This window comes from Streptomyces sp. NPDC002690 (genome assembly GCF_053592415.1).
Map to the genome: position 1 here is coordinate 1 of NZ_JBSFVR010000460.1, position 5107 is coordinate 5107.

Consider the following 5107-nt stretch of genomic DNA (forward strand, 5'->3'; position numbering starts at 1 on the left):
ACCACGGTGACCACGACCAGCAGCGTCACCGTGTTCTGGAACGCCCGCACGAACTGGTCGTCGTCCTGCCAGGGCGCCCCGGCGCTGCTCGCCCCCGGACAGGGTGGGCGCTCATCGCCGTACGAGGTGTTCTCCGGCCGGAAGCCCGACCCGCCCCATGAGGGCGAGGAGGACACCGCGCGACGCTTCCGGCGCGGTCGCGGCGATGAGGTGGCCCACCCGCATCCGCGGATTGAGGCCGGACGCGGGGTCCTGGCCGAGGAAGGAGAGGCGTTCGCGGCGCAGTCGCCGCAGTCGCTCGTCGACTTCGGTCTCCTCGACGAAGGGGTCAAGGCCGGGGACGTCGAGGCGTTCGGGCCCTGCCGGGCCCTGGCGCGTACCGGACTGCTCATCGGAGGGTCCGGCGGCGGCGTGGTGCGCGAACCCTGAACCGGTTGTCCTCCCTCGCCCGGTCCCGACGACCGGTATCCACCTACGACGTGTTCGTGATCTGGCACCTCAAGGTGGGCGGCACCGCGATTCCACCGAAGGGCAACCCCGCGCGGCGGGACTTGGCCCTCTGCGGTCCGTTCTTCCTGCCGTGGCATCGGCTGATGTTCCTGTTCCTGGAGGGACAGCGCCAGCGGGTGCTCAAAGACAAGACATTCGGGTTGCCCTACTGGGACTGGTCGGTGGACGGTGACAACGGATCGTCGCCCGCGGCTCCGATCTGGGGCCCGGCCGGCATGGGTGGCCAGGGCATCCCCGGCCTGGACGGGCCGTTCGCCTATGACTCAGGTGACCCGAACACCTTCACCGTCCGCATCGAAAGCGACTCCCACGGAAAGCTCGCCCGGGCCAACGGCGGGCAGGGGGGCGGGCTGAGTCCGGTCCTTGATCACCCAACCCGCAGCACGGCGAGAGGGATGGGGATAGCCGCGGCAGTAGCCCCCGGCAGCCGAGCGGCCACCCGCGCAGGCCCCAGACACGCAGCAAACTGGTCCCGGTCACGGGCGACTGTCCGACGGACCGTCGCCCAGCGCGGTCGGCACCCGAGTCGAAATGCTGCTGACGGTTCATTTCGTGCAGGGCATCATGTGTGGGTGTCGCCGATCGATTCCGTAACCGATGACCTGCAGGATCTCGCTGTTCTCTGGAGCATGGGCGAGATCCGCGCTCACGATGTCGTCGAGAGTGCCTGCGCGGCTCTCGTTTCCGGATGGGACAGCCACACACTGCGCATTCTGGCCGGCTTCACCCGTGCTGAGGCGGAGTACGAGGTTCCCGACCTGCTTCCGGTCGTACTCGATGAGCTGGGCCTCGTGTTCTACCCGCGCGACAGCGAGGCCGGGCAGGAGGCTTTCGTGCGGGCGCTCGCGTGCCAGATGCTGGCGGGCCGACTGACGCCGAGAGAGCTTGCTCTGCGCATCCATCAGCGATTCGGTCACCAACTGCCCCTGGCCGAAAGCTTTTCTGAGCTTGATGACGAGTACGACATCGTCGAGTACGGGGACAGGACGTCTGCCCAGCTCGATGCCGAGGTCACGGCCCAAGCTCGGCGCCTGGCATACGGCCGGCCCGACCACAACCGACTTTCGTAGCGACCGAGTCCTGTGCGAGTGGGCGTCAGCAGGAACGAGGAGACTGCTCGACGTCGCAGTAACCGGCTTTCCCACAGTGGTTGTTGGGGCTGCGTGACGACTGCTTCGGGCGGGATGCCCGCACGGTCCGGATGCCTCCGGCACCGGAGTCGTGGACGCGGGCCAAGGGCCTCGTCCGACGTGAACGCGGGCGGGTCGTCACCCGGCTTCGTGGGCTGCTCAAGTTCTGTACGACGCCCGGCTTTTGCGGTACCGTCACCACGTCCAGCGGGAATGAAACGTTTCAACCCGCGTGATCGTCAAGTCTGCACCGTCACGAAGCGAGGCGTAATGACACCGGACCGCCCGTCCGAGAACGACATACAGTCCGCCCCCGCCACCCGTCCCACCCGCCGCTCCGTGATCGCGGCCGGTGCCGCGGCTGCGGCCCTGTCGGCCGCCGGAGTCTCTCTCGTCGGCGCCGTGCCGGCGATGGCGTCGAGCGGTGGCGCACCCCGGCGCCCCGTGGCCGGGCCGCCCCGGGTTGGTACCGGCTGGCAGCGCTACGTCCAAGGGCCCACGTCCCGGACCGTGCGCCCCGTCAGCGGCCTCGCTTCGACCGGGGACGTCGTGAGGCCGGACGCGCTGCTCAAGCCCGGGGGGCCCGCCACCGTCCTGCGGCGCTCGCAGCCGGCCCCGGCTCCCCGCTGGCCCGAGGGCACCACGGCGGAAGCGTCCTCGGTGCATGCGGGCAATAATGGGAGTGATGGGCGGCCTCGTAGTTACGACGCCTCTCACGCCGTGGACGGCGACCCGGACACCTTCTGGAACGACGACACCGAACGCGTCTTCCCCGACACGTTGACCGTGTCGCTCACCGCGCCGCGCGATCTGTCGGGCATCACCGTGGTGTCCAACCGGGACGGTGTGCCCGCCGACTTCACCGTCGAGGTGTGGAGCGGCGACTCGTGGCGTCTGGTCGCCTCGATATCTGACAACGATGTCATCCAGCGAGCGGTGCCGTTCGCGGCTCCGGTCCAGGCGTCCAAGGTGCGCATCACCGTATCGGCGGTCCAGCAGACCTCGCAGGGGGCGTTCACCCGCATCAACGAGGTCTGGCCCGAGGCTGTCGCGGTGGAGGAACCGCCCAGCGTGACGGTCGACTTCGGCAAGGTCGTCGTCGGGTGTCCGCGCATCCGCTTCAGCTCTGCCTCGGACAACTCGCCCGGCGTCCGGGTGGCCTTCTCCGAGACCAGGCAGTTCCTGACCGAGCGCAGCGACTTCACGCGCTCCGACCAGGCCGGCGGGGCCGGACACGGCACCGACCAGTTCGCGGTGCCCGCCAAGGGCGCCGACTGGCTCGACCAGAAGGGCTTCCAGGCCGGCGACAAGGTCTTCGCGGACGGGCTGCACGGCTTCCGCTACCTCAAGATCACGTTGGACGCGCTGGCGTCGGACGCCCCCGCCGCGCAGCCGTGGGGCACTGTCGCCATCGACTCCGTGAGCCTGGACTTCACCGCGTACCTGGGCACACCGAGCACGTACCGTGGCTGGTTCCTGTGCTCCGACGACGATCTGAACCGCTACTGGTACGGGGCGTCCTACACCAACGAACTCGTCACCGACACCTTCCGCCGCGACGACGTCGACCCCCGCAACGCGTGGAGTGCGACCCTTGAGGGGAAGCTGGTCCTGCACGACGGCGCGAAGCGTGACCGGGACCCCTACGTCGGCGACCTGGCGGTCTCGGCCCGTACCCTTTACCTGACGCACGACGAAGCCGCGTCCGCCGCGCGCAACGTGCTCGCCGACTTGGCCGACCACCAGCGGACGGACGGATGGATCCCGCCGGCGTCGATCAGCGATTACACGCTTCCTCTGTTCGACTATCCGCTGTGGTGGGTGACGTGCAGTTGGGACTACGTGCTCTACACCGGCGACCACGCCTATGCGGCGCAGTACTACCCGAACCTCCTGAAAGTCCTCGATGCCTGGTACCCCGGCGTCACCGACGACACCGGACTGCTGAGCAAGGGCCTGGGCGGCACCGGCGGCTACGGTGACTACGCCTTTCTGAACCGCACGGGCAGGATCACGTATTACAACGTCCTCTACGTGCAGGCGCTGAACAACGCCGCTGCCCTGGCTCGTTGGCTGGGACACACCGGCGACGCCGCCCGGTGGGACGAACGGGCGACTCGTGTGGCCGAAGCCGTCAACGCGCACCTGTGGGACGAAGAGGCGGGCGCCTACCTGGACTCCGGCACCGGCGCGGTGCGCCACGCCCAGGACGGCAACGGGATCGCCGTCGTCGCGGGTGTCGCCGACGCCGACCGGGCCGCCTCGGTACTCGCCCACCTCGACGCCACCACACGTCAGCCGTACGGCAACGCCTTCATGGACAACGACACGATCTTCGAGGGTGCGTCGCGTCGTGTGTACGCGTTCACGTCGTACCCCGAGATCGTGGCCAGATTCGAGGCCGGGCGGGCGGACTCCGCGCTTGACCAGATCCGCCGCACCTACGGCTGGATGGACCGTAACGACCCCGGCATCACGAACTGGGAAGGCATCGGGCCGGACGGTTCCCTGTACGAGGACGCGTATACGAGCATGGCGCACGGCTGGTCCACCGGCGTCCTGCCCGCGCTCACCCATCAGCTCCTCGGTGTTCGTCCCACCTCGCCGGGCTACGCGACTTGGGAGGTCCGCCCCCATCCCGGTGACGTCGCCTGGGCGCAGGGGCAACTCCCCACACCTCACGGTGCTTTGGAGGTGTCCTGGCGGAACTCCGCCGACGGTTTCACCGTGACGGTGAAGGTGCCCGCCGGTACACGCGGATCCCTCGCCCTCCCCGGTGACGCGAACAAGACGGCGGTACGCGAGGGACACAAAGTGCTCTGGGACGGACGCCGCGGGGCGGACCGATCCGTCCGGTTCGTTAAGGGCCGTGTCACCCTCTCGAACCTGGGACCGGGGACCCACACCTTCACGGCCGGTCTTCGGTAGTCAGCACGCCGAGGCAACTGTCTCGCAGTGCGCTGTGGCGGGAACCTCGGCCCTGCGCACCGGGAAGCACGGTTGCCGACGGGTGCGTCCTACCGCGGACGGACGCACCCGAGCTGCTGCCGCTGTCCCGGCCCGGGCGGCGGCAGGAAGAGTCTGCCGAGTCCCTCGCGTTCGCGGCCGGCCGGCCCCTCGCCGCTCGTCCGTTGCTCGGGGAGTGTGAGTGGGCGTGTTGGTGGCAGCGGTTGTGCGTCAGCCGTGTGCGGTTGTTGATTGTCTGTTCATGCTGTGTGGGCGTGGGCTGGTCTGCTGTCATGAGGTGATCAAGTGGCTGCCGTTTGGTTGCTGGGGCGGGGTGGGTTGGCTGTCGTGGGGGTGGCTGTTCTTAGGTTGTCGCCCGCACCACCGTTGGAGAGTTCGGCCAGGAAGCCGTGCAGTTCCTCCACGACGGTTACGTCCGCGAGGCCGTCGCCGACGCGGCGTACGGGCCCCCGCAGCACTGACGCCCCGTAACAGCAGTAGGAGGGCTCGGCCGTATGGCC

The 5107-nt window shown here is 68.9% G+C and carries 3 protein-coding genes and 1 pseudogene; 3 read left to right on the plus strand and 1 reads right to left on the minus strand.

The genetic code is table 11. The annotated features are described in order from the left end of the window. From ACWD3D_RS33250 to ACWD3D_RS33260, 3 genes and pseudogenes are all read left to right on the plus strand, one after another. Nucleotides 1-429, plus strand: a pseudogene (locus ACWD3D_RS33250) (hypothetical protein); the annotation flags it as partial. A 50-nt stretch (nucleotides 430-479) separates the two neighbouring features. Next, on the plus strand, nucleotides 480-1580 hold the full coding sequence (locus ACWD3D_RS33255) for a tyrosinase family protein (protein ID WP_451464441.1): 1101 nt from the start codon (nucleotides 480-482) through the stop codon (nucleotides 1578-1580). Between the two features lie 330 nt (nucleotides 1581-1910). Continuing rightward, a complete protein-coding gene (locus tag ACWD3D_RS33260) occupies nucleotides 1911-4568 on the plus strand; it encodes an alpha-L-rhamnosidase-related protein (protein ID WP_451464442.1) in 2658 nt (885 codons plus the stop codon). A gap of 320 nt (nucleotides 4569-4888) precedes the next feature. Here the strand turns inward: ACWD3D_RS33260 and ACWD3D_RS33265 are convergent. Next, on the minus strand, nucleotides 4889-5107 hold a 219-nt coding region (locus tag ACWD3D_RS33265), incomplete at its 5' end, for a hypothetical protein (RefSeq protein WP_451464443.1).

Excerpts from the sequence above, each read along its gene's own strand:
- ACWD3D_RS33260 (WP_451464442.1), top strand. The coding sequence starts at position 1,911 with ATGACACCGGACCGCCCGTCCGAGAACGACATACAGTCCGCCCCCGCC.